Origin of the sequence: Bacillus sp. J41TS8, from assembly GCF_018333035.1 — a bacterium.
In the GTDB taxonomy this organism is placed as follows: Bacteria; Bacillota; Bacilli; order Bacillales; family Bacillaceae; genus Bacillus; species Bacillus paralicheniformis.
On the sequence record NZ_BORF01000004.1, the window covers coordinates 115,996 to 141,376 of the forward strand.

Genomic DNA, 25,381 nt, shown 5'->3' on the forward strand with positions numbered 1-25,381 from the left:
AAACCTCCTAAATCACAAACAATTCCATAAAGTCCGGCACAGGTGTACCGCTTAATTGGCGAGGGTCATTCAGCAGGGCGTTGATTCGCTCCGCTTGCCCCGCCGGAAAGCGCGTTTTTAAGTTATTGGTGAACTTTTCTTTTAACAGCGGGATGCCTTCGTTGCGGCGGCGCCGATGACCAATCGGGTATTCGATCGCGATTTTTTGCGATTGTGTGCCGTCTTTGTAAAACACTTGAACAGCGTTGGCGATCGAGCGTTTTTCCGGGTCGAGATAATCGGTAGAATACTGTTTGTTTTCGACTGTGGTCATTTTTTCGCGCAGTCTGTCGATTTCCGGATTTTGCGCGGTTTCGTCTTCGTAATGGTCAGCGGTAATATCGCCGTAGATCAGCCCGATCGCTGTTATATACTGAAGGCAGTGATCACGGTCAGCCGGATTGTGTAATTCTCCCGTTTTGTCGATAATCCGGATGGCCGATTCGTGCGTCGTGATCACGATTTGATCAATGTTATCAAGTCTGTTCTTCACTTCAGGGTGAAGCTTGATCGCGGCTTCAGCAGCCGTTTGTGCGTGGAATTCCGCCGGATACGAAATTTTAAAAAGGACATTTTCGATGACATAAGAGTCGAGCGGTCTGGCGAGCGTCAATTCTTTTCCGCCGAATAAGACATCCTGAAAACCCCACATTGGAGCGGACAAAGCGGTTTTATATCCCATTTCGCCCTTCAAGGTCATCATTGCGAGCCTCACGCCGCGGCTTGTCGCATCACCGGCAGCCCAGGACTTTCGCGAACCGGTATTCGGAGCGTGACGGTACGTCCGCAGGCTTGAATTATCGACCCAGGCTTGGGAGACGGCATTGACAACATCCTGTTTTGTCCCCCCCAATAGTGAGCATGCCACAGCAGTGGAGGCGACTTTTACAAACAGCACATGGTCAAGCCCGTTTCTGTTTAAGCTGTTCTCGAGAGCAAGGACGCCTTGGATTTCATGAGCCTTCACAATTGCCGTTAATACATCGTGAATGGTGAGCGGTTCCTTGCCCGCCGCGAGCCGCTGCCTGCTGACATAGTCAGCGCAGGCTAAAATCGCTCCAAGGTTATCTGACGGGTGGCCCCATTCGGCTGCCAGCCATGTGTCATTATAATCGAGCCAGCGAATCATGCAGCCGATATTGAAGGCTCCGTGAACAGGATCGAGCTCAAATTGCGTTCCCGGGACGCGGGTGCCGTTCGGGACGACGGTACCCGGGGCAATCGGGCCGAGATGTTTGGCGCATTCCGGGTATTTGAGCGCCAAAATGCCGCAGCCCAGTGTATCCATTAAGACATAACGGGCGGTTTCAATCGCTTCTTCGCTTGAAATCTTGGCATTTACCGTATAGTCTGCGATCTCTTCCAGCAATTGATTGCAATTTTGGAGCGTTTGACTTTCTGTTTTCATAACATTTATCTCCCTTCTTTCTGAATCAAAGGCGAACTATGGATGAAGATGACGCGGTCCGGTATAGTGAACTCTCGGGCGGAATAGCCTGTTGTCTTCGTGCTGTTCAATGACATGCGCGCTTAGACCGACCGAACGTGCCGCGAAAAATATCGGAGTATAGAGATCGATCGGTATGCCGAGCAGGTAATAGACCGGAGCCGCATAGTAGTCGAGGTTCGGATACAGGCCTTTTTCTTCGCGCATCAGCTTTTCACCGGCATCACACATCTCATATAAATCCTGTCGGCCGGTTTTATGAGATAGCGAATAGAGCGCCTTTTTCAGCAGGGCTGCGCGCGGGTCCATTTTTTTCATATAGACGCGGTGGCCGAAGCCCATGATTTTTTCTTTTCTGCTTAACTTATGCTCAATCAGCTTGCAGAAGCCCGATTTTGTTTCTCCTTCGAGCAGCATGTACATCACTGCTTCATTCGCGCCGCCGTGCAAATGTCCTTTAAGCGATGCAGCGGCGCCTGTGAAAGCACCGTATATGTCTGTGTTTGTCGATGCGATGACTCTTGCGGCAAATGTGGAGTTCGGCATTTCGTGCTCGCTGTACAGCATTAATGTCTGATCAAAGACGGCTGTTTCTTCCGGAGTCGGTTCTTTTTCCGTCAGCATGTATAAAAAGTTCTGGCTGAATGAAAGCTGTTTATCAGGCGTGATGACATTTTTCTGGTGAAGGATGCGGTAGCTGTTGGCGGTAATATTCGGAACCTGTGCGATCAAGCGCAGCGCTTTGCTTCTGTTTGCTGATGGAGACCTGTCATTCAATTCAGGATCATATCCAGCTAAAGCGGAAATCCCGGTTCGGAGCGCATCCATCGGATGGGTGTTATTCGGAAGCGCCTTCAGAATGGTATAGATTCCGCCGGGCAGTTCATACGAATTTTTTATAGCGCTTTCAATTCCTTGCAATTCCATTGGATCAGGCAGTTTATTTTGAAGGAGGAGATAGACGAGGTCAAGATATGTTTTTTGTTCTGCAAGTTCGATTAAATCATAGCCTTTAATGACGATTTGTTCCGCTTCCGTATCTAAGAAGGAAATGTTCGTTTCCCCAGCAATAACGCCTTCTAATCCCGGTTTAAATACACCTTGTTTGCCCATTTTTCCACCTCTTATTCGTTTTTTAACTTTTGTGTCAAAAACGTGCTGTGAGAATGGCATTGGCTGTTCGGCGGATTAGTATGAACGTTCCAGCGTTTCTTCAATGGAACGCAAGCTTCGTTTAATGTGGGAACGCATGGCGGCTTCTGCCAAAACGCTGTTTTTTTCTTTGACGGCATTAAAAATGTCCAAGTGTTCATTGAAAGATACAGACGGTTTGTAGTCAGGATTTTTGTATCCGCTGATTCTGCGATACCGTTCAATCCTGCTTTCAAGCTGATCCAGAAAACGTTTTGCGGTTGCGTTTGTGCTGATGGCGTGCAAGATGGAATGAAATTCTGATCCGTATTTGACCGTATCTGTTTTGCGGCCCTTTACGGCAGCCAGTTTCATCAGTTCGATGCGGTCTTCAAGCTGATGAAGGCTCTCCGGTGTCACCAGCTGTGCGGCTTCGGCAGTGAGCAGTCCTTCAAGCGCTTCCCGAACTTTAAAAACCTCTTTCGCTTCAGCGAGCGAAATCGGGCATACGCGAAGCCGGCCGTTCGGCTGTTTACTGACCAATCCTTCAAGCTCCAGCCGGTAAAGAGCCTGGCGAAGAGGAGTTCTGCTGATGTTTAAACCCTTTGCAAGACTGTCTTCAGCAAGCTGTTCAGAGGGAGGGTATTCAAGTTCGATGATCTTCGTTCTTAATTCATTGTAAGCGTAATCACTTGCAGACTGTCTTTTGACTGGATTTGAAGAGTGCATGAAAAAAGCTTTCGCCTCCTTTTTTCAGAATATAATTATTATTGTATACAATAATACAGATATGTCAATGTCATCCATGAAAGACTGAAAAATAAAATCAATGGGAGATCCTCATCTTAATCAAGGCACCTTCATTTTCTGGCATCCCGTCTGTCGAAAATGGTAAAATATATCACAATCGACAAAGAGGCATTTCGCCTTTGAGCAAAAAGGAGGCCATCCAAAAATGAATCCAGCTCACGAACCTCTCCCGCTCGAATTTTACAACAAACCAACAATTGAACTCGCTCAATCCCTGTTAGGCTGTCTTCTTGTCAAGGAAACAGAAGAAGGGACTGCTTCAGGATATATTGTGGAGACAGAGGCTTATAGAGGGCCCGGGGACAGAGCGGCGCACAGCTACGGCAACCGCCGGACGAAACGTACGGAAATCATGTTTCATGAAGCCGGCTTGGTCTATACGTACACCATGCACACCCACACACTCATCAATGTTGTAAGCGGAGGAGCCGATGAACCTGAGGCCGTGCTGATCAGAGCGCTTGAACCCCATGAAGGCCTCGCGCTGATGGAGAAGCGAAGGAGCGGAAAGAAACCGCGCGATTGGACGAACGGACCGGGAAAGCTGACAAAAGCGCTTTCCATCACGATGAACGATTACGGCAGACCGTTGACATCGCCGCCGCTTTATATCGCAAAAGGATATGAACCTCAGAACATTTTGTGCGGCCCGCGAATTGGAATTGACAACTCTGGAGAAGCGAGGGAATACCCTTGGCGTTTCTGGATAAAAGAAAACCGCTATGTCTCAAGATAGTTAAAAGGTTTGGCTCCCGTTCAACAGGGAAAACAATAAAAAAACAGGAGGGAGTCAAGCTATGAAAAAAGTGTTTAAAAGCGCCGTCAAATGGGCGCCTGTCATCTATCCGATCGCATGGAAAATCATCAAAAGCCGAAGAGAGAAAAAGAATCTGAAAGCCGGGTAAACCGGCTTTTTTTCTTGGAGAAAGGCCAAATTGACTTGAAAGCGCAGCCATAATAGAATTTACTTAACTATGAGACAAATTTCACAAAAAGAATGAATATACCTGAGTGTATGGGTTTGGTCTCGGTTCAAGTATCTTAGTGGGAGGGTCTTTTTCTATGCTCAATGCTCGGCTTAAGCTTATCCTCGGCGAATTGATAGGAGCAGAATCACCGTTAACCAGCACATATTTGGCCAATGAGCTAAATGTGACCTCTCGGACGATCAGGTCAGATGTGAAAGAATTAGACCGGCTTCTCTCCAAAAACGGCGCTGCCGTTCAATCGATCAGAGGTGCAGGCTATCGGCTCTCCATCAAGAATGACCGCCTCTTTCGCCAGCTTCTGCAGCACACATTTCATGAAGAGCTTTCTACTCCCGTTTTTCCGAATGAGCGTATTCTCTATTTATTAAAAAGGCTTCTCTTAACTGAGGAGTATGTCAAACTTGAAGATTTAGCCGGTGAGATGTTTATCAGCAAATCGACGGTCCAAAACGATATGAGAGATGTGAAGAAAAGGCTTAAACCTTACGACATCGAACTGGAGATCAAACCGAATTACGGCTTTAAACTGAAGGGAGATGAGATGAAGCTGCGATCGTGCATCGCAGAGCACCTTTTTCCAAAGCGGGAAACGGATATTGATATTATGAATACCCGGATATCCATTCTCCCAAAAGAAGAGCTGGCTATGATCCGTCAGACGATTTTAGAAAAAATAGGCGAAGATCAAATTTCTCTTTCAGATATCGGACTAAACAACCTTCTCATCCACGTCGCCATTGCATGCAAACGCATTCGAAGCGGCAAACATGTATCTCTTTATTCCAAAGATGTAAAGGAGATTATGAATCATAAAGAATATGAAGTGGCGAGGGCGATTGTCCGCACTCTTGAAAAAAAGCTGCAAGTGGTCTTTCCGGAAAAAGAAACAGCCTACATCGCCATTCATCTGCTTGGCGCGAAAAGGACGGTTATGGCCTCCATTCGCAGCGATGCAATCGAAAACATGATGGACGAAGAGACAGACCGGCTGACGCAATTGATCATGAAAGCCATCGATCAAAAATTGACCCTCGGCATTGGGAATGACAAAGAATTAAAAATCGGTCTCGGTCTTCACCTGAAACCGGCTCTGAATCGCTGCAAATACGGTATGAATATCAGAAATCCGATGCTGGACGCAATTAAAGCCAATTATCCCCTCGCATTTGAAGCCGGGATTCAAGCTGGTGAAGTTATCAAAAAAGAGACGGGGTTTGACATTCAGGAAAGCGAAGTCGGCTATCTCGCCCTGCATATCGGCGCAGCCATGGAAAGACGAAACATGAACAGGCCCTCAAAACGCTGTATGATTGTCTGTGCGTCAGGAGCCGGAAGCGCCATGCTGCTTCAAGACAGACTGCGGGCAACATTCGGTTCAAAGCTTGAGATCCTTGGAACGGTTGATTACTACAAGCTGAATCAAATGTCGCTCCATGCACTTGATTTTGTCATCAGCACCATACCGCTGTCCGCTGATCTTCCCATTCCGGTGATTCTAGTAAACGCCATATTGGGAGGAGGGGATTTAACGAAAATAGAACAGGTGCTTGCCGAAGATGACGGAATCGCTTCGACATATACGAAAAAACAGCTCGTCTTTTTGCAGGAAAGTCTGTCTTCAAGAGAGGAGGTCCTCCGCTTTCTGTGCGGAAAAGTGATGCAATCAGGGCTTGCAGACGCGGGGCTTGAAGCCTCCGTCTTTGAACGGGAGGCCGTTGCGCCCACTTGCTTCGGCAATCTGGTTGCGATTCCGCATCCGATGACACCAAAAACCGATTCGACTTTTTGGGCGGTTTGCACGCTGCAAAAACCGATAGTCTGGGAGAATAAGAGGGTTCAATTCGTTTGCCTTCTTTGCGTGGAAAAGGACAATACAGCAAATTTGCAAGAGATGTACAAATTTTTGGGCCGTGTTTTAGATGACAGGGTCATTGTCCGGGAGCTTCTGAAATGCAAAACGTACGGGGAGTTTATGTCCGTCTTCAAAAAAAGCGGGCCGGTTCATCGATATGCAAAATGAAGATGTCCCCTTGTCTTTTTTCCTCTTCGCTGAGGAAAATCATTAAGTGTATATGAAAACGGTTTCATTGTATGATGGAACTGTAAAAGAGATCATACACGATACGTAAAAGGGGGACATATGAACATGAATATCTTACTAGCTTGCGCTGCAGGAATGTCAACGAGTCTGCTTGTGACGAAAATGGAAAAAAGTGCAGAGGAACAAGGCAAAGACTATAAAATCTGGGCTGTTTCCGGAGGAGAGGTTCAGAATCATATCGATAAAGCCGACGTATTGCTTCTTGGCCCGCAAGTCCGTTACATGCTCCCGCAATTAAAAAAATTAGGAGAATCGAAAGGTGTACCCGTCGATGTCATCAATACGGTCCATTACGGAACTTGTAATGGAGCAGAAGTGTTAAAATCCGCCGAACAGCTTGCCGGCTCTTAGAGGAGGCGGCACAAGTGAATAGGTTTAATACGTTTTTAGAGGAGAAGGTCATGCCGGTTGCCGGCAGAATTGCCGCTCAGCGCCATTTGCAGGCTCTCAGAGACGGTATTATTTTGACCATGCCATTAATCATTATCGGATCGCTGTTTCTCATTTTAGCCAATTTGCCGATTCCGGGATATCCGGAATTCATGGCAGGGATTTTCGGCGAGCAATGGGCTGAGAAATTAAGCTACCCGGTTAATGTCAGTTTTGACATTATGGCGCTGATCGCCACGTTCGGTATCGCCTACCGCCTGGCCGAGAAATACGATATTGATGCTCTGTCATCGGGCGCCATTGCCGTAGCAGCTTTTCTGCTTGCGACCCCATACCAGATTCCGTTCACACCTGAAGGCGCAACAGAGGAAATTTTAGTGTCAGGCGGCATCCCGATTTCATTAATGGGAAGCAAAGGTCTGTTTGTCGGCATGCTGATCGCGATGTTCTCGACTGAGGTTTACCGCTGGGTCGTTCAAAAGGATATTGTCGTCAAAATGCCGGACGGCGTACCGCCGGCTGTCAGCAAATCATTTATCGCTCTGATTCCGGGATTCGCCGTTATCGGCTCGATCTGGGGGGCGCGCCTTTTAATTGAGATGACGCCGTTTGGAAGCCTCCATAATGTCGTCAACGTACTTTTAGGCACACCTCTGTCCATCCTTGGAGGCAGTCTCGGCGGAAGCCTTATTGCCGAAACTGTGAAAATGCTGCTGTGGTCCTGCGGCCTCCATGGAGCAAACATTGTCGGCGGAGTGATGTCGCCGATCTGGTACGGTGCGATGGACGAAAACCGTCTTGCTTTCCAAGCCGGTGAAGCGCTCCCGAACATATTTACGACGCAGTTTTTTGAGATTTGGGTTAACATCGGCGGAAGCGGCGCCACTTTGGCTTTGGTCATTACGATGTTTGTTAGAGCGCGAAGCAAACAGATGAAACAGCTCGGCAGACTAGCCATCGGTCCCGCTATTTTTAACATCAACGAACCGATTATTTTCGGCATGCCGATCGTCATGAATCCGATGCTGCTGATCCCGTTCATCGTGTCGCCGCTGTTAATGTTAACGGCAACCTATATTGGAATGAGTACAGGTCTTGTCGCAAAGCCGGCTGGGATTGCGGTGCCGTGGACAATGCCGCCCGGCTTTTCCGGATATTTAGCAACAGGAGGGAAAATTTCCGGAGCGGTCATGCAGCTGATCAATCTGTTGATCTCGTTTGTCGTATACTATCCGTTCTTTAGAATGTGGGATCAACAAAAGCTGAGAGAAGAGAGCGAACTGGAGGCCGGGACGGCCGTAAGCGACGGTCAACAGGCCAGTGTATAGAAAAGGGGTGCCAAGATGTCCGAGGAATTGGAACGAACGATATTTCAAATTATCCTTCACGGAGGAAACGGCAGGAGCTTTTGCATGGAAGCGATAGCCGAAGCCAAAAAGGGAGATTTCGCCGCTGCAAAAGAAAAGATCCGGGCAGCTGACGAAGAACTGATCAAGGCGCATCACTTTCAGACAGCTTTGATTCAAAATGAAGCGAAGGGGACGAAAACCGAACCCTCACTTCTCATGATTCATGCGCAAGATCATTTAATGAATGCGATGACCATGAAAGATTTGGCCGCGGAGATTGTCGAGCTGTATGAAAAAATGAATATCCACGGAGGTGTCAATTGATGAAAAAAGGATTGAAAATCGTAACAATTGGCGGAGGTTCTAGTTATACGCCCGAGCTTGTCGAGGGATTAATCAAACGACATGACGAACTTCCGGTCAGCGAGCTCTGGCTCGTCGATATACCGGAAGGGGAAGAAAAACTCAATATCGTCGGCACGCTGGCGAAGCGAATGGTCGAAAAAGCGGGCGTCCCGGTCGAAATTCATCTGACGCTCGACCGCAGAGAGGCTTTAAAAGACGCTGATTTTGTCACGACGCAATTCCGCGTCGGTTTGCTCGAAGCGAGAGCAAAAGATGAACGAATTCCATTAAAATACGGGGTGATCGGACAGGAAACAAATGGACCGGGCGGTCTTTTCAAAGGACTCCGCACCATTCCGGTCATCCTTGAGATTGCAAAAGACATCGAAGAACTGTGCCCTGACGCGTGGCTTGTCAACTTTACCAACCCGGCAGGCATGGTGACTGAAGCGCTGCTCCGCTACTCTAATTTGAAAAAAGTCGTCGGGCTCTGCAATGTGCCGATCGGCATGAAGATGGGGGTTGCAAAAGCGCTCGATGTTGATGAAAGCCGCATAAACATTCAATTTGCCGGATTAAATCATATGGTGTTCGGACTCGACGTTTTCCTGGACGGCGTCAGCGTCAAAGACAAAGTGATCGAAGCGATGGCAGATCCCGAAAATGCGATGACGATGAAAAACATTTCCGGAGAATCGTGGGAACCTGACTTTATCCGGGGGCTCGGCCTGATTCCGTGCGGCTACCACCGCTACTACTACAAAACGCAGGAGATGCTTGAACATGAACTGGAGGCTTCAAAAACGGAAGGGACGCGTGCAGAGGTCGTTCAGCAAGTTGAAAAGGAATTGTTTGAGCTGTATAAAGATCCGGAGCTGGCGATCAAACCGCCCCAGCTTGAAAAGCGCGGCGGCGCATATTACAGTGATGCCGCCTGCAATTTGATCAGCTCGATTTATAATGACAAGCACGATATTCAGCCTGTCAACACGATGAATAACGGAGCGATCGCAAGCATTCCGGATGACTCCGCAGTGGAAGTCAACTGTGTCATGACGAAAAACGGGCCGAAACCGATCGCGGTCGGAGATTTGCCTGTCACCGTGAGGGGCCTTGTCCAGCAAATCAAATCATTCGAACGCGTTGCGGCTGAAGCGGCTGTTACAGGTGATTACAACACCGCGCTTGTCGCCATGACAATCAACCCGCTCGTTCCGTCCGACAAGATTGCGAAACAAATACTGGACGAAATGCTTGAAGCGCATAAAGAGCATCTTCCGCAGTTTTTTAGATCTGTAGAAGCATAGGAATAAAATTGAGGTTCCGGTGTGTCAGCCGGAACCTTTTAATAGATATAGGCGCCGCCGTGTCCGAATGGCCCGGCGAAACAGCGGCCGTCCCATTCATGCCTACATATTTGCGCTTGCTTCTTTTTCTTTGACCAGATCTGACTGCCGGGCTTTGGCAAGCTGAGTGAATATGAGGATGCCGATGCCCGCAATGATTTCGATGAAGCCGCCGATTGCGATCACGCTTCCCGCGCCAAGCGTTTTTGCGGCATACCCGCAGGCAATTGCTCCTAAAGGAAGCGATAGATTTGTGATCATATGGATGACTGCGAACACTTGAGGCTGGTCATCCCCTTCGACAGATGTCTGGATAATCGTGAATTCGGGGACATTGATCGAACTGATGGCTGCTCCGAATGCAAAGGCTGCGAGAAATACGAGCGGCAGGAAAGTATTCAGTCCAGCGATAAAATAAGCCGCACCTTCAAGAATGCCTGCCGTGATGAAAAGGAGTCCGTACCTGTTGATTTTTACTTTTGCAAGGATAAAACCAAGTAAAAATGCTCCTCCTGCCGTCGTAGCCTTCAGCAGCGAGTGGATGAACGGCGTTCCGTTTAAATCCTCTGCAACATATACCGCAGAAAGGGCTTCCCAGGGTGAAGCCGCCAGGTTCATGAAGATGCAGTAAATCGCCAACGGATATAATATTTTGTGGTTTTTCACCAATGTAAATCCTCTTTTTAATCTCGCAAAATATGTACCTCTTTGAGCAAGAGACTTAGATTGTGATTGATTCCGGATGATGGTGTATTTGATGCAAAGCACGAATAGGCCCGATATGATATAAAAGATAAATGAAAAGACCAAAGTCGTTGCAGGACCGATAAAAGTCAGCAGCACACCGCACAATGTAACGGCTCCCAGCCTGATGATTTCTGAAGAAGACTGGAGAATCGCGTTGGCTTTTTGGATGAGATTTTCGTTCACGATCTGCGGAATCAGCGTAATCGACGCCGGGTTATAAGTCGCACCAGTTGCCGAATGGATGATCATGAGCCCTAAAACAAACCACATCGGTGAAAAGCCGTTTAAGTAGCAAATCGGTATTGTAATGACGACGGCTGCTCTTGTTAAATCCGAAAAATACATCCAGAATTTCAGGGCGCTTCTTTTGACTAAAGGCCCTGTAACCGGCGCCAAAAAGGCTTCGGGGAGGAAAGTGACGGCAAGAAGCAGGGAGGTGCCGATTGCACCTTTTCCGTCAAAAATTAAGAACCATAAAATAGAGTTGAAGGCAAAACAGTCAGCCGAGATTTTGATTAGCCTGGAGATGAAAAGGAACGTGTAATTCTTTTCCCAGACGCTCAATTTTGTTTGATCCATTGTTCAGCGTCCTTTCTTGATTTGCATGTTACATGAGAACGGATAATCTCTCCTTTCCGGTGTGGTTATTGATAATTTTAACATAAAATATATAAAATGGAATCGTTTTGTGCGGGGGATTGACTAGGCGGAATGAAAAAGAGGGGCGAGCGGTGTGGAAACAGAGCCTGCCGCCGGTACATTTCGCGATAAGGGTGCAAGCCCTCTTTTTTGCAAAAGAGAGCTTAAACCGCTTAGCAGGATTGGCTGACTTTATCAACTTCAACTGTCCAGCCGAATGTGTCAGGCAAAGCGCCTTTTTGAATACCGGTGATCGTTTGGTAGAGCCTTTTGGCGATTTCGCCTGTTTGTCCGCTGTTGATCACAAGGCTTTCGTTTTTCCAGATCAGCTCGCCGACCGGGGAAATGACAGCGGCGGTTCCGGTGCCGAACGCTTCTTCAAGCAGACCATCTTTGTGAGCCTGAACCAGTTCATCAACTGAAATTTTCCTTTCGGTTACGGAAAGTCCCCATTGTTTTAATAGATGAATGACGGAATTTCTCGTAATGCCTTCCAAAATACTTCCGTTTAGAGCCGGAGTGACAATTTCACCGCTGATTTTGAAGAAGATGTTCATGCTGCCTACTTCTTCAATGTATTTCTTTTCTACTCCGTCAAGCCAAAGTACTTGCGAGAAGCCTTTGCTTTCCGCCACTTCCTGAGCCTTCAGGCTCGCCGCGTAGTTGCCGGCCGTTTTCGCATTGCCTGTACCGCCTGCCACAGCACGGACAAATTCGCTTTCAACGGCAATTTTCACAGGGTGGATGCCTTCTTTGTAATAAGATCCAACCGGCGATAAAATGATCAGCATTTTATACATATTGGACGGAGCGACGCCGAGGTACGGTTCCGTTGAAATAATGAACGGACGGATATAAAGGGATGTCCCCTCAGCTTGAGGAATCCACTCTTTGTCGATCTGAACCAGCTGCTTCAGCCCTTCCAGAACGGTGTCAGGATCAACCCGCGGAATGCAGAGGCGGTCGTTGGATTTATTGAGCCTCTCGACGTTTTTTTCAGGTCTGAACAGAAGAACACTGCCTTCGCTTGATAAGTAAGCTTTTAACCCTTCAAAAACGGACTGCCCGTAGTGGTAAACCATTGCAGCCGGGTCCATTTCAATCGGCTGATAAGGAACGATTCTCGGATCGTGCCAGCCGTTTTCAGCCGTATAGTCCATGATAAACATGTGGTCGGTAAAGGTCCGGCCGAATTCGAGCCGGTCAGCCTCTGGCTTTTGCTTTTTTGCTGTACTGAGCTGTACGCTGATCGTTTGTTTTGTCATATTCATTCTCCCTGCCGTTTCTAGTCTTTTTCCAAAAAATATTTATCTTCTATTTTAAACCTTCTCTTGATAATCGCAATAGATTTCAGAGAAATTTGTAAAATAGAATTTTTGGAAACTTTAAAAATTTAAATCGGACAAAAAAAGGACTCCCCATGGGGGAATCCTTTTTTATGATGACTTTTTATAAAAGGATTCGATCTCCTGATCGACGTAAACCCAGCCTTTCCAGCCAAGGTGGAGCGTATCTTTCAAGAAGTATGGATCATATTCATGATTCGTTAAATCAGCAACTTGAAAGCCTTCTTGTTCGATTTCTTTTTTAATCTTTTTATAGAAATCTGTCCGGCCTTTTTTAGGGAAGCCGGTATAGTCGTAAAACTTGCCGTGGACCGGAACCGAGATGAACAGCGGTTCTGCGCCGGATTCTTTCAGAACATCCATCATGAGATGGAAATCGTGGAACTCGACTGACTCGGCATAGTTCATCTTTTTATTGTGGCCTTTAAGCTTTTTCAGCTTCGGCTTCAATTTCTTATAAACGCCGTTTGAAATTTTAAACTCATTGTTGCGGGATTCTTTGGCGCCGACCTTTTCGGCCATCTGCTTTAATTCATCCCACGATTTGTTTTTTACATCCTGGGAAATGGTCCGCTTCGGTCCGTTTCCTTCAACCATGGAATAGTAGATGTCCTTTTTCTCCAGAATGCTCCGGTAAGCTTTTGCCGGCGGCGTCAGAAGGGACAGCGCCACTTTGTCCTGATCGAGCTCGGCTTTAAAAAGGGCTGAAAGCAGAGCGTCGTTTGTAACTGCATGAAATTTAAGCATGCGTTTGATGATTTTTTTCTTCAGCTCGGGATCGACATTTTGATTGAACACAAGATCGTATGCCTGCAAAGCCGAGAAGTTCGGCGCAAAGTGGGATTCGTCCGAGCCGTCTTTTTGAAACCACTGCGGAGAAATAATGAAAACGATTTTCTTGCCCTTTAATTGACCAGACTGCGCCGCAAAGTTGATTGCATGAATCAAGGACTGTGAACCGCCTTTCCCGACCAGGTAAGGCGTGAACCCTTGGTTGTTTACTTTAAAATAGTTAGACGGATGAAAGGCATCTAACCGGGACAATTCCGATGATCCGTAAATCGGCAGATATTTCGGATCTTCAAGCGCTTTGCCTTGAAGATACATACCCTGGAACATCATCGGGTTTATTTCTGTAGCTGAAGTTTCGACACGATCTTTAGGAACCAGTTTTGCCAGCCATGCATTTGGAATCAAGATCGCGGTGAAAAAAAGTAAAAATGCCAAGATGATTGGCCCGAATAAAAAACGCTTTTTCATTATCTCAACTCATTCAGCTGCTTTATGATTTGATTTGGCGTGTTCCATGCATCCCGGTCAAACTCTGTAATCGGCACTGTGATGTTAAAGTGGCTTTCGAATGCAAGCAGCAATTCCACCGTGCCGAAGGAATCGAGGATTCCCTCTTCGAAAATATCAATATCCGGATTTTCCTTTACGATATCGTCCTGACATACCTCTGCTAAAACTGAAAGTACTTCTTGATTAAAATCCATTATGAAAATCTCCTTTTAGTGTATTAGTTTCCCTGAGAAAATTAAAAATCCAAAACATACGAAGTGGAAGGTCACCACGACTGAGACGGCTGTCGTCCACTTATTGTTCGGCCACCACTTGTATTTCTTATTCCATTTTTCAAAGAAGTTAAAGCCGACCATGAGCAGCGCGTGATACAGCCCGTAGACGATGTACTGAGGGGCAAGGCCGTGCCAGACACCCATCAGAAGGAACAGCAGCACATATCCGATATTGGAAACAGCCATCCGGTTTGTGATCCATTTTTTCTTCGTCATCCAAAGGACAAAGCGCATGAACACGTAGTCTCTGAACCAGAATGAAAGCGACATATGCCAGCGGTTCCAGAAATCTTTAATATTGCGGCTGATGAACGGCTTATTAAAGTTTTCAGGGGATTTGATTCCCATGATATAGCTGACGCCGACCGCAAAAGCAGTGTAGCCGGCAAAATCAAAAAACAGATAAAGGCTGTACGCATACATGTATGCCAAGCCATGCGAGATGCTGCCGGAAGTCAAAAACGGCAGTTTCATAATGACATACGTATTAATACAATAGCCGATAATGAATTTATATAAAAAGCCGAGAAAGATTTTATTGATTCCTTTGTAAAGCAGTTCTTCGTATTGCTCCTTCGTCCATACCGTCTGATCGTCTTTTTCAAAACGGCGGTACCTGTCGATCGGACCTGACGAGATGGTCGGGAAAAAGAGAATAAAGTAAAGCAGTCTGCTGATTGGGAGCTGCTTTTTAATGAGACCGTCGCGGGTTTCAATGATGAGCTGAACCCCTTTAAAAGTTAAATACGAGATACCGAGAAATGTTGCCCAGTTGTCAACGGCGAAAAACGGCAGCAGCTTTGACAGTGCCAGAGGCAGGATAGAAGCTGCTGCAGCGAGACAAAATACGATGCCGCTGTTCGCTTTGAGACGGTAAGCGATATAGCCTTTGATCAGAACCATCTGCCAAAGCGTAAACAGGCACAGCATGATCAGCCCGTGCAGGCTGTTTGAAAAAATAAGCGCCAGAACCAGAACGGAAACCGCCATGTTATATAAGCGGAAGCTTTTTCCGTTCAGTCCGAGAATGATGGTCGGCGCCAGTAAAATTCCTAATATGATGAAGAAAAGAAATGAACCATAGGGTGTCATACGGTTACCTCTTCTTTTAATCTCTTGCGGTCAATTTTACCGTTTGCTGTCATCGGAATCTCTTTTTGATACATGAATTTTCTCGGAATCATATATGCAGGCAGCTTGCTGCCCAAATCTTTCTTAATCGCGCTGGTTAACTGGTATTCCTTTTCGAAATCGTGTTCGGCAGGCACGATCATGGCGATCAGATACTCGATTTTCTCCTCGCGGTAGTATGGAATAACGACCGCCGACTGCACGTATCGGGACTGATTGATTTGGTATTCGATCTCTTCAAGCTCAATCCGGTAGCCATGCAGTTTGATTTGGAAATCGAGTCTTCCGAGGAAGAACAGCTGGCCGTTTTCTTTGTACCCTGCGTCACCGGTGCGATAAGCAGGGGCGCCGTTGTAAGAGAAAAACGCTTTTTCCGTCAGCGCTTTTTCGCCTAAATAGCCTTTGCTGACGCTGGCTCCGGTAATAATGATCTCGCCTTTTTCCCCTTCTTGGACGGCTTTTCCGTCTTCATCGATGATCACGATCTCGGTTTCCGGCTTTTCAGAACCGACGGGAAGAGAAGAATACTTGTTTAATACGTCGTCTGTTACTTCGATGGAAGTGACGGCAACAGTCGCTTCGGTCGGGCCGTATGTGTTAAAAACACGAGCCTTCGGAAATCTCTCTTTAAGTTGTCTGGCGACTGACGCGGGAAGCGTTTCTCCGCAGAACATAAACAAGCTCAGTTCAGGAAGCAGCTCTTCAGAATAAGACGGATCCATCAAGCACATTTGTGCGAATGAAGGCGTTGATGTCCAGACGTTGACGTTGGATTGTTTCAGCGCTTCAAACAACAGTTTCGGCCGGTTAATCATATCTTTCGTAACCGTCCATAATGTACCTCCGGACTGCAGGCACGGATAAAGGTCCATCACCGATAAATCAAAGGAAAACGGGGCTTGATTTAAGAACACTTGGCCGCTTTCCACCGGAAAGTCATTCGTGATCCAATCTGTGAAGCTCTGAAGATTGGCGGCTGAGATTTGCACGCCTTTTGGATTTCCCGTGCTTCCGGATGTGTAGATAATGTAAAAGGTATCTTCACCGTGAACCCAGCGTCCGGGATCTGTCTCCGGCACCCCGTCTCCTTCAAGAACGCCCGGTTCCACAACGGAAATGAGGGCATCTCCCGTGTCAACCGAAGTGCCTGAGTTATTGAGTATAAGCTCGGCTTTTGAGCTGTTGATGATTTTCAGAATCCGGTCTGCCGGAATCGATACGTCAACTGGAATGTACGGATGGCCGGCTTTCACGCAAGCCAGGAAAGAAACCGCCATGACCGGTTTCATATGTCCGTAGACAATGATCGGAGAAGCCTCTGTTAATGCTTCGCTTTGAATCCGCGCGGCAAGGCGCTCAGATTGTGACCAAAGCTCTCCGTATGTCAGCTTTTCTTCTTCATTCACAAAAGCAAGGGTATCGGGTTGTGTTTGCGCGTATTTTTTAATAGTTTCTATCAGTTTCATTGTTTTTTTCTCCATTAAAAGTCATTATAAATATATGAACCTGTATTTGCTGTGTGGAATCCGTAAATTAAAAACAGCAGTACGAGAATAAGAAAGTAATAGGAAGTGTTGAGCAGCCACTTCATTGTTGTTTTTTCATACAACATTTTTAGCTTATTTAACATTGATCTTTTCCTTTCCGTTATTGAATTGCCTTAACAACAGTATAAGACGAAAATGTTGTATAAAAGTTTCATTTGTGGGAGAGTTTTATTTCTGAGCGTTGTCAGCTCAGAGCCTATCCTATTATAAACATTTTTTGTTATTGTGGAAATAACTTCTTTTTAAATCACAAAAAAACAGGCTCATATGAAAAGCGGAGCGCTTTTCGATATGAACCTGCAGTTTGTCGGAAGTGCGTGAAGGAATTAATACTTTACAAAAGCGGAACCCACAATGATCAGCAAAATAAATAATACAACGATCAAAGCGAAGCTATTAGAGTATGACATATTCTCACCTCCGAAAAGTGGTAATACAGAATATGAATGTTTTATGACTTTTGAAAGGGAAATAAATTTATAAAAGTGGAAAATGATCAACCAGACCACTTTTTGATCTTGCGATTTAAGTCGAAACTTTACCGTGGACGTGCCCGTCTACTAACTGAAAAAACGATATGATGTCATAAGGAGAAAAATATAATGGATATGGCGATAGATAAGATGATAGGACTGCCTGAAGCCCAGATAGAAGATCTAAGAAACCTGATGGAGGACTGGAAGAACGAACTCCTTGTCTATAAATTTGCCTTGGATCAAATGGATACGAAATTTTCGATTATCAGCCAGGAATATAATTTAATCCATGGCCATAACCCGATTGAGCATACGAAATCAAGGGTAAAAAGCTTTGAAAGCCTGATCAACAAGCTTGTGCGGAAGGGCTGCGATATTACCACAAAGGCCGCTAAGGAGCACATCAATGATATCGCAGGTCTCAGAATCGTCTGCTCGTTTTTATCCGATATTTACAATATGGTTGAAGTGCTGAAGGAACACGAAGACATCAAGATTTTAAACATGAAAGACTACATTAAAAATCCGAAGCCGAACGGATACAGGAGCCTCCATCTGATTGTAGAAGTGCCTGTTTACTTGACCAACCGCGTCGAGCACGCCAAGGTGGAGATTCAAATCAGGACGATCGCGATGGATTTCTGGGCGAGCCTCGAACATAAAATCTACTACAAATTGAACAATGAAGTGCCGAACCAGCTCACGGATGAGCTGAAAGAAGCGGCTGACATCGCGAACTATCTGGATGAAAAGATGCTTCATATTCGAACAAAAGCGGATCAATAAAAAGCAGCCGGGCATTTTTTAGCCCGGCTGCTATTTTTTTCTGCCGCTTGACCCGAAGTTGTCACTCCTTGAATATCAACCTCATATGTAATATCGGATTCGGTGAAAATCTCATCCCATTTCCCTTCCGCTTTTCGATTCCAGAATTTCAAGACGTCCGTCCGGTATTCACCCTGCAGTTTGCCGAGCGCGCTCTTCATCCACACTTTCACCTGATCTCCGGCAAGACGCTCGACTTCTTTCCGCTTTTTGTTTTGGAAATCATGGCCCGGCGATGCCTTCGCGCTCTTCTTTTGTGAACTTTTCACTATGCCAGCTTCGTCAAATATGTTTTTCAACTAAAAGAAAAGAGGAAGAACGCTCCTTTGTATCAAAGGTTATGACTGTCATGAATCGAAAAAAGAAAACAAGAAAATGATAAGAGCACGAGGAGGTCTAAAAATGAAATCGGATATTGAAAAACTTGCGGAATGCGGTTTGCAAAACGGAGCGGCAGCGATGATGAACCGGGAGTCGCAACGGCTTGATGCTGCTTTATACGGGACCGTCGGCAATGCTTTCGACCGTGATGCGGGTGCGGAAGGTAAAGCGGACGGAGCTGGCGAAAGGCTGCTTTACCCTAAGTAAATGGCCGGATTGAAAAAGAACCGCGCCCTGTTTTTAACAGCCGTTGCATCAGGGACGATGCTGAATCCGCTCAATTCTTCAATGATTTCTTTGGCGCTGCACAGCATCCAGCATGAGTTTCATCTTTCATTTGCAACCGTATCGTGGCTGATTTCATCTTTTTATTTAGCCAGTGCGGTCGCGCAGCCTGTCACGGGAAAAATCGGCGATTTAATCGGTCGGAAAAAGATGTTTTTGTCAGGGCTTGTTCTCGTTGCCGTATCGGCAATCGGCGCTCCTCTCGCACCGGCTTTTTCCGTCTTGCTGATCATGCGTTTGTTTCAATCGATTGGGAGCGGCGCCATTTATCCTTCGGGAGTGGGCCTGATCAGAAGCCACATTCATGAAAAGCGGGCGTCGGCACTAAGTGTGCTGTCCATTTTTTCTTCGGCTATGACCGCTTTTGGACCGACTGTGGGGGGATTTTTAATCGTTCTCGGGGGATGGCCCGCCATTTTCCTTGTGAACTTTCCATTTATTTTGTTCAGCTTTTTGCTGGGGATGTACATGTTTCCGAAAGATGAGAAAAAAGCCGGCTTAAATGTCCGCGCCGTCATCAAGCGGCTTGATCTGACCGGGATTCTTCTGTTTGCGGGCGGAATCGTTCTCCTGCTGGCATTCCTGCTCTCATTGAGCACGGGCGAGCCCCGTTTTGCCGAGGGGATGTTCGGGCTTGTCTTGCTTTTGATGTTTGTTTGGTGGGAGCTGAGAGTGAGCAGCCCGTTTATTGATATCAGACTGTTGATCGCGCGCAGGACGCTAACTTCGGTCTATGCTCAATTTATTATGCTGAACATCTTTAACTACTGTTTGTTTTTTGGACTTCCGAGTTATTTTCAGGATGAAATGCACCTTTCCGTTCAAGCGAGCGGTCTTTTGATGCTGTTCATGTCCGGGACGAGCGTATTGATTTCACCTTTCGTCGGGAGATGGATTGACCGTTCAGGTGAAACGCAGCCTGTTTTCATTGGTTCTTGCATAATGGCGGCCGGCGCCATCCTGCTTACATTGTTTTTTGTCGATGCACCGATGTTGTGGAAAGGCATTATCCTCTCTTTGCTGGGGGTCAGCTACGGACTCGGCAATGTCGCCCTGCAGGCTGCCATGTTTACGGCAAGTCCGCCGGACATCGTCGGGACCACTTCGGGGCTCTTCCAAACATGCCGCTATCTTGGCTCGATCTTTTCGTCCGTCATTCTGGGTCTGTTGTTTGGAGAAGAAATAACCGCGGGTCATTTTCAGGATCTGGGGGTGGTCATGATTGTGGTTGCCATCGGCAGCGTTTTGATGAGCTTCCGGTTTATTAAGCTGATGAAGGATTGAAAAGAAGCGGTATAAAAAAAAGAGCAGATCAATTCGATCTGCTCCTTTTTAATATTATTGGGCGACTGAGCTGTAAGACGGTTTTCTGTTTTCTTTTTTGCTCAGGTTATACACGGCTGTTCCCGAGATTTGACCGGCTGTTTTCAGCCTGTCTTTGCTGATGTGTTCAATCGTGTCGTAAGGAGTGTGGTACCAAGGCTCCAATGCACCTGTTCCCGGCTCTCTCCAAATGAAGTTGGCCGAGTCGATGCCGGCTTCATGGAATGGGACATGGTCGGATGAACCGCCTTGATGTAAAAATAATACGTCTTTCCCAAGGCTTAAAGAAGCGGCTTTACTTAGCTCCCAGACGAGGTTTGCCGAACCGTCGGGTGTATTGATGTACAGCTGTGAAGCATTTTCCCAGCTTGTCGCCACCATATCTAAGTTAAAGTTGGCAACGCTCTGTTTGACTTCCCGCTCTGACAAGGTGCTGACATAATGGCGCGATCCGAGGAGACCGATTTCTTCGGCACCGAATGTAATAAAGCGAATTTCTTTGTCGGCTGGAACCGTCTTCATGATCCGGGCCAGTTCAAGGACGACTGAAGTGCCGGAGGCATTGTCATTGGCTCCGGGAGCATAAGGGACGCTGTCATAATGCGAAGTCACATACACGATGTCCGGATTTTTGACACCTTTTGCTTTGCGGACGCCGATCACGTTTTGCGATGTTTGATTTTTATGAGCCTTCAGCTTCAAGATCGCTTCTTGTTCAGAAAGCAGCTTTTCTCCGTCTTCCTTTTTGACGCCGACTACCGGAACATCGACTTTATTACCGCTGAGATTCGGAGTCAGAGGGACGAGGCCGTCGACGTTATTATAAATGATCACTCCGCTTGCGCCTGCGTCAGCAGCGTTTTTTGCTTTTTCATAGAATGTCAGCTCGCCTCTTAAAATGACGGCGATTTTGCCTCTCGCTTCCTCGGTGAAGTCGCCGGGCAGGCCGAGGCCGGCATCATAGAGAGGAGCTGCCAGGCCTTCTGCTGTTGTCGGGGCGGAGCCGGCGGCAGGCCGCGAAGGCACGTTATTTCCCTGAACGGTAAGCGTTCCTTCCAGCCGATCAGGTATGCTGAAGGTTTGTGTGGTCACTTTCAGATTTGATTTTTTCATCTGTGAGGCGATGAAAGCGGCGCTCTTTTTTTCTTCCGCCGTGCCTGTCACACGCGGTCCGATTGTTTCGCTTAAATGGTAAATCGTTTGATAGGCGCGATTTTCGTTGAATTTTTTGCTGAATTTTTCGACATCTTTTGCGATGGCTGTTTCCTGAGGCGCCGCTTGAACAGCATTTCCCGTTCCATCGGCGAACACGCCGCCTGCTATTACGGATAGCGCCAATCCGATCATCATCATTTTTCTCTTCATACATAAACCTCCTTGATGGTCTTGTTTTCCTGAGAAGAGATATTCGCAGCTGAGCGGGTGAATCCTGCATGCATCTGATAAATGATTCGATAGACCAGTAATTTGAAGTTTGATAAAAAAGTTTTTTTGTTTAATAGGATGGTTGACGTGAGCATTCTTTCTGTTTAGAATACGTCCGAATTATCAGGATCCTGATTTTGAATCACATATGTGAATGTTGGAGGGTGTCATGTCAGTAAAATCCGCGGTACGTGTTGTACGTATATTTGAATTGCTGTCAAATCATCCGGATGGATTAACCGTAAAGGAGATCAGCAAAGAATTGTCGCTGCCGCAGAGCAGTACATTCAATTTGGCCGCTACACTTTTGGATGAAGGCTACCTTCAGCAGGATGCTATCAAGCGTTACAGGCTGGGGGCAAAACTGATTCAAGTTGGAACCGCTGCCATGGAGTCGATCGACATTTCGTCGCAGGGTGTTCCATTTTTAAAACAGCTGATGGACGGGGTTCAGGAGACGGTGTTTATGGCCGTTCTATCCGATGATCAGCTCGTCTACATCGCAAAAATCGATAACAACAGGTCAATCAGAACAACCGCACAGCCCGGTTCGCGCAAACCGCTTTATTGTACCGGGCTTGGCAAGGCATTTTTGGCATTCATGCCGGAGGATAAAAGGGAAGGGCTGCTCGACCGCATGGAATTCATCCGCTTTACCGGGCACACCATCACTGCCAGAGATGAGCTGGAAAAGCAGCTGCAGACATTTTTGGAACAGGGATATGCCGTTGACAATGAAGAAAATGAAGAAGGTTTGTTTTGTCTGGCGGCGCCTGTCTATGGTCCGGATGGCGTGATGAAGGCGGCGATCAGCACCGCCGGGCCAAAGGAGCGCATGCTCGCAAGAAAGGCCGTTATCGTTGAGCAGCTGCTTCACACAGCCGGAAAAATTACAGAAAGCATTGGCGGATTTAAAAAGCCGCTTGAGCAAAGGGGAGAGTTCTGATGGATGTTATTAGCATAGGAGAGACAATGGCGCTGTTCACTCCGAATGAAGACGGCCCTCTCAGATACGCAAGAAACTATCAGGTGAGAATAGCGGGCGCAGAAACCAACACGCTGATCGGGCTTTCGAAGCTCGGTAAAAAAGCCGGCTGGATTACCCGGCTTGGAAAAGACGAGTTCGGGGCGATGATTCTTTCTTCTGTCAGAGGAGAAGGCGTCGATGTCAGCCAGGTGAAGCTCGATGACGCGGCGCCGACCGGTTTGTTTTTTAAAGAAAGGAAAAGCGCGGCCAAAGTCAATGTCTTCTATTACAGGACGCTTTCAGCGGCGAGTTTTTTGAAAAAAAGCGATATTGCTGAGCCATACATTGAGAAAGCGGGGTTTTTATACATTACGGGAATTACCCCGGCTTTAAGTGAAAGCGCTTCAGATGCGGTGTTTTATGCTGTGGAGCTCGCCAAAAAGCACAATAAATGCGTTGTATTTGATCCGAATTTTCGAAAAAAGCTCTGGGACGGAGAGCGGGCGCGGCAGACGATGTTTGATTTGATCAAACAGTCTGATATCGTGCTTCCGGGGTTGAGCGAAGGGCGTTTTTTGTTCGGCACCGCTGATGAGAAAAAAATAGCGGAAGCCATCCTCGGGCTGGGGGCTGAAACCGCCATCGTCAAGCTTGGTGCAAAAGGCGCCTATTATTCCGGCGGGAATGAAAACGGCTATGCGGAAGGCTATCAGATTCAGACTGCAGCGGACCCCGTGGGTGCCGGAGACGGCTTTGCAGCCGGCGTATTATCGGGTTTGATTGATTCTATTCCGCTTTCTGAAGCTGTCAAACGCGGCTGTGCCGTCGGCGCCATGGTAGCTGCGGTAAACGGTGATATTGAAGGGCTGCCTGACCGCGATTCACTATTTGCGTTTATGGAACAATCTGATGAAGAAGATGTCAGCCGATAAAAAAACCGTAAAGAAAGGGTGGCAGAAATGCATGTATTGTCACAAATCAAAGAACAAAAAGTGATAGCGATCATCCGCGGATACAATCCGGAGGAGGCAGTGAGCATTGCCGGCGCCTTAAAAGCGGGCGGCATCAGGCTTGTGGAAATTACGCTCAATTCCCCTCAAGCGATCAAAGCGATTGAAGCGGTTTCAGCACATGTTGGAGACGAAATGCTTGTCGGAGCGGGAACCGTTCTTGATCCCGAATCTGCGAGAGCGGCGCTTTTAGCCGGCGCGCGGTTTATCCTGTCGCCAACTGTTCATGAAGAGACGATCAAGCTGACAAAGCGATATGGAGCGGTCAGCATTCCGGGCGCCTTTACCCCGACGGAAATATTGACGGCGTATGAAAGCGGGGGAGACATCATCAAAGTATTCCCCGGAACGATGGGGCCTGGCTATATCAAAGATATCCACGGACCGCTTCCGCATATTCCGCTGCTTCCGACGGGAGGAGTCGGATTGGAAAACCTTCACGAGTTTTTACAGGCCGGTGCGGTCGGTGCTGGAATCGGCGGTTCACTTGTCAGGGCTCATCAAGATGTGAATGACGCGTTTTTAGAAAAGCTGTCCAAAAAAGCAAAGCAATTTGTTGAAGCAGCAAAACAAAAAAGGGGAGATCAGAGATGAAAATAACGGGATTCGAGTGTTTCCAAATTCCGCCGCGCTGGCTTTTCTTAAAAATCGAAACGGATGAAGGCATTACAGGATGGGGAGAGCCGGTAATTGAGGGGAAGGCGGCGACAGTTAAGGCGGCTGTCGGCGAATTAATGGAATATTTAATCGGCAAAGACCCGATGAACATTGAAGACCACTGGAATGTCATGTACAGAGGCGGATTTTATCGGGGCGGACCCATTCTGATGAGCGCGATTGCAGGCATCGATCAAGCGCTTTGGGACATTAAGGGCAAGTTTTACAATGCGCCCGTGCATCAGCTGCTCGGAGGGAAGAGCAGGGAATCGATCAAGGTCTATTCATGGATTGGCGGAGACAGGCCTCAAGACGTCGGCCTCGCTGCCAAGCAGGTGGTTGACCAAGGCTTTACAGCCGTCAAAATGAATGGCACGGAAGAGCTGCAATACATCGATTCACATGAAAAAATCGATCAGGTGATTGAAAGAATATCAGCTGTCAGAGAAGCTGTCGGCCCGTACATTGGAATCGGCATCGACTTTCACGGCAGGGTGCACAAGCCGATGGCGAAGATTTTGGCAAAAGAGCTTGAACCGTTTCATCCGATGTTTATAGAAGAGCCTGTTCTGCCGGAAAACAACGAGGCGCTCCGCGAAATCGCCAGCCTCGTCTCAATTCCGATTGCGACCGGAGAACGAATGTTTTCAAAGTGGCAGTTTAAAAATCTGCTGACGGACGGCTATGTCGATATTATTCAGCCTGACTTGTCACACGCCGGCGGAATTACCGAATGCAAAAAGATCCTGTCGATGGCGGAAGCATTTGATGTCGCCGCCGCCCCTCACTGTCCGCTGGGCCCGATCGCTCTGGCGGCATGCCTTCAGGTTGATGCAACGTGCCACAATGCATTTATTCAGGAACAAAGCTTAGGGATTCATTACAACAAAGGCACGGATTTGCTTGATTATATAGTGGATCAAAAGGTGTTTTTCTATGAAGACGGCTATGTCCGGATTCCGGATGGACCCGGCCTTGGGGTTGACATCAATGAAGATCACGTCCGAAAAATGGCTGATATCGGGCATAACTGGCGCAATCCGGTATGGCGGCACAAGGACGGAAGCATAGCTGAATGGTAAAAATGATACCGTTTTC

The 25,381-nt window shown here is 47.2% G+C and carries 26 protein-coding genes; 13 read left to right on the forward strand and 13 right to left on the reverse strand.

Going from position 1 to position 25,381, the window contains the following annotated elements; all coding sequences use genetic code 11:
* Positions 1-7: 7 nt before the first annotated feature.
* The 3 genes from KI350_RS07550 to KI350_RS07560 all read right to left on the reverse strand — a co-directional run bounded on the left by KI350_RS07550 (position 8) and on the right by KI350_RS07560 (position 3,346).
* Positions 8-1,447, reverse strand: a complete 1,440-nt coding sequence (locus tag KI350_RS07550; protein WP_212930459.1) for a bifunctional 2-methylcitrate dehydratase/aconitate hydratase — start codon at positions 1,445-1,447, stop codon at positions 8-10.
* Positions 1,448-1,483: 36 nt separating this feature from the next.
* The gene (gene mmgD / locus KI350_RS07555) at positions 1,484-2,599 is read right to left on the reverse strand and encodes a citrate synthase (RefSeq protein WP_020453408.1); all 1,116 of its coding nucleotides are present in this window, start codon (positions 2,597-2,599) and stop codon (positions 1,484-1,486) included.
* A gap of 75 nt (positions 2,600-2,674) precedes the next feature.
* Positions 2,675-3,346 carry a GntR family transcriptional regulator gene (locus tag KI350_RS07560; RefSeq protein ID WP_003186304.1) on the reverse strand — a complete coding sequence of 224 codons (672 nt, stop codon included), beginning with the start codon at positions 3,344-3,346 and terminating at the stop codon, positions 2,675-2,677.
* A gap of 226 nt (positions 3,347-3,572) precedes the next feature.
* On the opposite strand from KI350_RS07560, the gene KI350_RS07565 reads away from it, so the two are divergent.
* The 6 genes from KI350_RS07565 to licH all read left to right on the forward strand — a co-directional run bounded on the left by KI350_RS07565 (position 3,573) and on the right by licH (position 9,908).
* Positions 3,573-4,163: a DNA-3-methyladenine glycosylase gene (locus KI350_RS07565; protein WP_212930460.1), complete on the forward strand. Its 591-nt coding sequence runs from the start codon at positions 3,573-3,575 to the stop codon at positions 4,161-4,163.
* A 326-nt stretch (positions 4,164-4,489) separates the two neighbouring features.
* Positions 4,490-6,436 carry a BglG family transcription antiterminator gene (locus KI350_RS07570; protein ID WP_212930461.1) on the forward strand — a complete coding sequence of 649 codons (1,947 nt, stop codon included), beginning with the start codon at positions 4,490-4,492 and terminating at the stop codon, positions 6,434-6,436.
* A gap of 126 nt (positions 6,437-6,562) precedes the next feature.
* The gene (gene licB / locus KI350_RS07575; RefSeq protein ID WP_003186297.1) at positions 6,563-6,868 is read left to right on the forward strand and encodes a PTS lichenan transporter subunit IIB; all 306 of its coding nucleotides are present in this window, start codon (positions 6,563-6,565) and stop codon (positions 6,866-6,868) included.
* A gap of 50 nt (positions 6,869-6,918) precedes the next feature.
* Complete coding sequence (gene celB, locus KI350_RS07580) at positions 6,919-8,235, forward strand: PTS cellobiose transporter subunit IIC (RefSeq protein ID WP_276578998.1); 1,317 nt, start codon at positions 6,919-6,921, stop codon at positions 8,233-8,235.
* A gap of 15 nt (positions 8,236-8,250) precedes the next feature.
* A complete protein-coding gene (locus KI350_RS07585) occupies positions 8,251-8,580 on the forward strand; it encodes a PTS lactose/cellobiose transporter subunit IIA (RefSeq protein WP_065644417.1) in 330 nt (109 codons plus the stop codon).
* Positions 8,580-9,908 carry a 6-phospho-beta-glucosidase LicH gene (gene licH / locus KI350_RS07590; RefSeq protein ID WP_212930462.1) on the forward strand — a complete coding sequence of 443 codons (1,329 nt, stop codon included), beginning with the start codon at positions 8,580-8,582 and terminating at the stop codon, positions 9,906-9,908. The genes KI350_RS07585 and licH overlap by 1 nt, the downstream gene beginning before the upstream one ends.
* Before the next feature lie 102 nt (positions 9,909-10,010).
* Here licH and KI350_RS07595 read toward each other — a convergent pair whose 3' ends face one another.
* The 8 genes from KI350_RS07595 to KI350_RS07630 form a co-directional block, all read right to left on the reverse strand.
* Complete coding sequence (locus KI350_RS07595; protein ID WP_020453400.1) at positions 10,011-11,273, reverse strand: MFS transporter; 1,263 nt, start codon at positions 11,271-11,273, stop codon at positions 10,011-10,013.
* A gap of 233 nt (positions 11,274-11,506) precedes the next feature.
* Complete coding sequence (locus tag KI350_RS07600; RefSeq protein ID WP_020453399.1) at positions 11,507-12,598, reverse strand: branched-chain amino acid aminotransferase; 1,092 nt, start codon at positions 12,596-12,598, stop codon at positions 11,507-11,509.
* Positions 12,599-12,769: 171 nt separating this feature from the next.
* Positions 12,770-13,939 (reverse strand): D-alanyl-lipoteichoic acid biosynthesis protein DltD, encoded by a 1,170-nt coding sequence (gene dltD / locus KI350_RS07605; protein WP_025810589.1) that lies wholly within the window; start codon positions 13,937-13,939, stop codon positions 12,770-12,772.
* The gene (gene dltC / locus KI350_RS07610; protein WP_003186284.1) at positions 13,939-14,175 is read right to left on the reverse strand and encodes a D-alanine--poly(phosphoribitol) ligase subunit 2; all 237 of its coding nucleotides are present in this window, start codon (positions 14,173-14,175) and stop codon (positions 13,939-13,941) included. The genes dltD and dltC overlap by 1 nt, the downstream gene beginning before the upstream one ends.
* Before the next feature lie 15 nt (positions 14,176-14,190).
* Positions 14,191-15,348 carry a D-alanyl-lipoteichoic acid biosynthesis protein DltB gene (gene dltB / locus KI350_RS07615; protein ID WP_023856957.1) on the reverse strand — a complete coding sequence of 386 codons (1,158 nt, stop codon included), beginning with the start codon at positions 15,346-15,348 and terminating at the stop codon, positions 14,191-14,193.
* Complete coding sequence (gene dltA / locus KI350_RS07620) at positions 15,345-16,853, reverse strand: D-alanine--poly(phosphoribitol) ligase subunit DltA (RefSeq protein WP_023856958.1); 1,509 nt, start codon at positions 16,851-16,853, stop codon at positions 15,345-15,347. The genes dltB and dltA overlap by 4 nt, the downstream gene beginning before the upstream one ends.
* A gap of 14 nt (positions 16,854-16,867) precedes the next feature.
* On the reverse strand, positions 16,868-17,017 hold the full coding sequence (locus KI350_RS07625; protein ID WP_023856959.1) for a teichoic acid D-Ala incorporation-associated protein DltX: 150 nt from the start codon (positions 17,015-17,017) through the stop codon (positions 16,868-16,870).
* A gap of 243 nt (positions 17,018-17,260) precedes the next feature.
* Positions 17,261-17,344, reverse strand: coding sequence for a YjcZ family sporulation protein (locus KI350_RS07630; RefSeq protein WP_016885663.1), 84 nt, complete (start codon positions 17,342-17,344; stop codon positions 17,261-17,263).
* A gap of 213 nt (positions 17,345-17,557) precedes the next feature.
* Here KI350_RS07630 and ywaC point away from each other — a divergent pair, with 213 nt between their 5' ends.
* Entirely contained in the window at positions 17,558-18,196 is a 639-nt protein-coding gene (gene ywaC / locus KI350_RS07635; RefSeq protein ID WP_031305127.1) for a GTP pyrophosphokinase YwaC, read from the forward strand.
* Here ywaC and KI350_RS07640 read toward each other — a convergent pair.
* Complete coding sequence (locus KI350_RS07640) at positions 18,190-18,504, reverse strand: Ger(x)C family spore germination C-terminal domain-containing protein (protein ID WP_039073066.1); 315 nt, start codon at positions 18,502-18,504, stop codon at positions 18,190-18,192. The genes ywaC and KI350_RS07640 overlap by 7 nt on opposite strands.
* Before the next feature lie 133 nt (positions 18,505-18,637).
* On the opposite strand from KI350_RS07640, the gene KI350_RS07645 reads away from it, so the two are divergent.
* Together KI350_RS07645 and KI350_RS07650 are read left to right on the forward strand one after the other, a co-directional pair.
* Positions 18,638-18,823: a hypothetical protein gene (locus tag KI350_RS07645; RefSeq protein WP_023856963.1), complete on the forward strand. Its 186-nt coding sequence runs from the start codon at positions 18,638-18,640 to the stop codon at positions 18,821-18,823.
* The gene (locus KI350_RS07650; RefSeq protein WP_023856964.1) at positions 18,824-20,185 is read left to right on the forward strand and encodes an MFS transporter; all 1,362 of its coding nucleotides are present in this window, start codon (positions 18,824-18,826) and stop codon (positions 20,183-20,185) included.
* 54 nt (positions 20,186-20,239) lie between these two features.
* Here KI350_RS07650 and KI350_RS07655 read toward each other — a convergent pair whose 3' ends face one another.
* Positions 20,240-21,589, reverse strand: a complete 1,350-nt coding sequence (locus KI350_RS07655) for a M28 family peptidase (protein ID WP_025810590.1) — start codon at positions 21,587-21,589, stop codon at positions 20,240-20,242.
* A 229-nt stretch (positions 21,590-21,818) separates the two neighbouring features.
* Here KI350_RS07655 and KI350_RS07660 point away from each other — a divergent pair, with 229 nt between their 5' ends.
* The 4 genes from KI350_RS07660 to dgoD are packed head-to-tail and all read left to right on the forward strand — an operon-like array spanning position 21,819 to position 25,365.
* On the forward strand, positions 21,819-22,595 hold the full coding sequence (locus KI350_RS07660) for an IclR family transcriptional regulator (protein WP_065644428.1): 777 nt from the start codon (positions 21,819-21,821) through the stop codon (positions 22,593-22,595).
* Positions 22,595-23,548, forward strand: a complete 954-nt coding sequence (locus KI350_RS07665) for a sugar kinase (protein ID WP_065644429.1) — start codon at positions 22,595-22,597, stop codon at positions 23,546-23,548. Before KI350_RS07660 ends, KI350_RS07665 begins: the two co-directional genes overlap by 1 nt.
* A 27-nt stretch (positions 23,549-23,575) precedes the next feature.
* On the forward strand, positions 23,576-24,220 hold the full coding sequence (locus KI350_RS07670; RefSeq protein WP_065644430.1) for a bifunctional 4-hydroxy-2-oxoglutarate aldolase/2-dehydro-3-deoxy-phosphogluconate aldolase: 645 nt from the start codon (positions 23,576-23,578) through the stop codon (positions 24,218-24,220).
* Complete coding sequence (gene dgoD, locus KI350_RS07675) at positions 24,217-25,365, forward strand: galactonate dehydratase (protein WP_212930463.1); 1,149 nt, start codon at positions 24,217-24,219, stop codon at positions 25,363-25,365. The genes KI350_RS07670 and dgoD overlap by 4 nt, the downstream gene beginning before the upstream one ends.
* The last annotated feature ends 16 nt before the right edge of the window (positions 25,366-25,381 follow it).

Coding starts and splice junctions, on each gene's coding strand:
- KI350_RS07550 (WP_212930459.1), bottom strand. CDS start 1,447: ATGAAAACAGAAAGTCAAACGCTCCAAAATTGCAATCAATTGCTGGAA.
- mmgD (WP_020453408.1), bottom strand. CDS start 2,599: ATGGGCAAACAAGGTGTATTTAAACCGGGATTAGAAGGCGTTATTGCT.
- KI350_RS07560 (WP_003186304.1), bottom strand. CDS start 3,346: ATGCACTCTTCAAATCCAGTCAAAAGACAGTCTGCAAGTGATTACGCT.
- KI350_RS07565 (WP_212930460.1), top strand. CDS start 3,573: ATGAATCCAGCTCACGAACCTCTCCCGCTCGAATTTTACAACAAACCA.
- KI350_RS07570 (WP_212930461.1), top strand. CDS start 4,490: ATGCTCAATGCTCGGCTTAAGCTTATCCTCGGCGAATTGATAGGAGCA.
- licB (WP_003186297.1), top strand. CDS start 6,563: ATGAATATCTTACTAGCTTGCGCTGCAGGAATGTCAACGAGTCTGCTT.
- celB (WP_276578998.1), top strand. CDS start 6,919: ATGCCGGTTGCCGGCAGAATTGCCGCTCAGCGCCATTTGCAGGCTCTC.
- KI350_RS07585 (WP_065644417.1), top strand. CDS start 8,251: ATGTCCGAGGAATTGGAACGAACGATATTTCAAATTATCCTTCACGGA.
- licH (WP_212930462.1), top strand. CDS start 8,580: ATGAAAAAAGGATTGAAAATCGTAACAATTGGCGGAGGTTCTAGTTAT.
- KI350_RS07595 (WP_020453400.1), bottom strand. CDS start 11,273: ATGGATCAAACAAAATTGAGCGTCTGGGAAAAGAATTACACGTTCCTT.
- KI350_RS07600 (WP_020453399.1), bottom strand. CDS start 12,598: ATGACAAAACAAACGATCAGCGTACAGCTCAGTACAGCAAAAAAGCAA.
- dltD (WP_025810589.1), bottom strand. CDS start 13,939: ATGAAAAAGCGTTTTTTATTCGGGCCAATCATCTTGGCATTTTTACTT.
- dltC (WP_003186284.1), bottom strand. CDS start 14,175: ATGGATTTTAATCAAGAAGTACTTTCAGTTTTAGCAGAGGTATGTCAG.
- dltB (WP_023856957.1), bottom strand. CDS start 15,348: ATGACACCCTATGGTTCATTTCTTTTCTTCATCATATTAGGAATTTTA.
- dltA (WP_023856958.1), bottom strand. CDS start 16,853: ATGAAACTGATAGAAACTATTAAAAAATACGCGCAAACACAACCCGAT.
- KI350_RS07625 (WP_023856959.1), bottom strand. CDS start 17,017: ATGTTAAATAAGCTAAAAATGTTGTATGAAAAAACAACAATGAAGTGG.
- KI350_RS07630 (WP_016885663.1), bottom strand. CDS start 17,344: ATGTCATACTCTAATAGCTTCGCTTTGATCGTTGTATTATTTATTTTG.
- ywaC (WP_031305127.1), top strand. CDS start 17,558: ATGATAGGACTGCCTGAAGCCCAGATAGAAGATCTAAGAAACCTGATG.
- KI350_RS07645 (WP_023856963.1), top strand. CDS start 18,638: ATGAAATCGGATATTGAAAAACTTGCGGAATGCGGTTTGCAAAACGGA.
- KI350_RS07650 (WP_023856964.1), top strand. CDS start 18,824: ATGGCCGGATTGAAAAAGAACCGCGCCCTGTTTTTAACAGCCGTTGCA.
- KI350_RS07655 (WP_025810590.1), bottom strand. CDS start 21,589: ATGAAGAGAAAAATGATGATGATCGGATTGGCGCTATCCGTAATAGCA.
- KI350_RS07660 (WP_065644428.1), top strand. CDS start 21,819: ATGTCAGTAAAATCCGCGGTACGTGTTGTACGTATATTTGAATTGCTG.
- KI350_RS07665 (WP_065644429.1), top strand. CDS start 22,595: ATGGATGTTATTAGCATAGGAGAGACAATGGCGCTGTTCACTCCGAAT.
- KI350_RS07670 (WP_065644430.1), top strand. CDS start 23,576: ATGCATGTATTGTCACAAATCAAAGAACAAAAAGTGATAGCGATCATC.
- dgoD (WP_212930463.1), top strand. CDS start 24,217: ATGAAAATAACGGGATTCGAGTGTTTCCAAATTCCGCCGCGCTGGCTT.